Source organism: Stenotrophomonas sp. 3diitr2024, assembly GCF_042136455.1.
In the GTDB taxonomy this organism is placed as follows: Bacteria; Pseudomonadota; Gammaproteobacteria; order Xanthomonadales; family Xanthomonadaceae; genus Stenotrophomonas; species Stenotrophomonas sepilia.
In genome coordinates, this window is sequence record NZ_JBHHMJ010000233.1 from 1 (window position 1) to 325 (window position 325).

The 325-nt window shown below is 63.4% G+C and carries 1 protein-coding gene; it reads right to left on the reverse strand.

Annotated elements, in window-relative coordinates:
* Window positions 1-236 (reverse strand): hypothetical protein (locus tag ABGA94_RS05235; protein WP_375366583.1); only part of this gene is annotated, 236 nt, incomplete at its 3' end.
* Between the last annotated feature and the right edge of the window lie 89 nt (window positions 237-325).

The window sequence follows — 325 nt, forward strand, 5'->3', positions numbered from 1 at the left end:
CTCGGCCTGGAACCCAAGGTGGTGCGCGAGGCGCTGACCATGCACGTCGATGAGCTGCTGCACACCCGTGGCGTGCTGCGGCTGGTGAAGGCGCAGATCAACGGCATGATGCCGGGCGCTTCCGCGTCAACGTGTTCAAGCAGCGGGGCGAGGTCGGCATGGTCATCCGCGCCATCCGCAGCCGGATTCCGAGCATCGAGGAGCTGAACCTGCTGGGCGATTTCATCAGCCGTCATCCCGACATCTGGAACGAGGACATCGGCGAATGAGCCACACGCACTCGTCTCTGCAACACATTTAATGAACGCTTCAGCGCCGGTGCGCC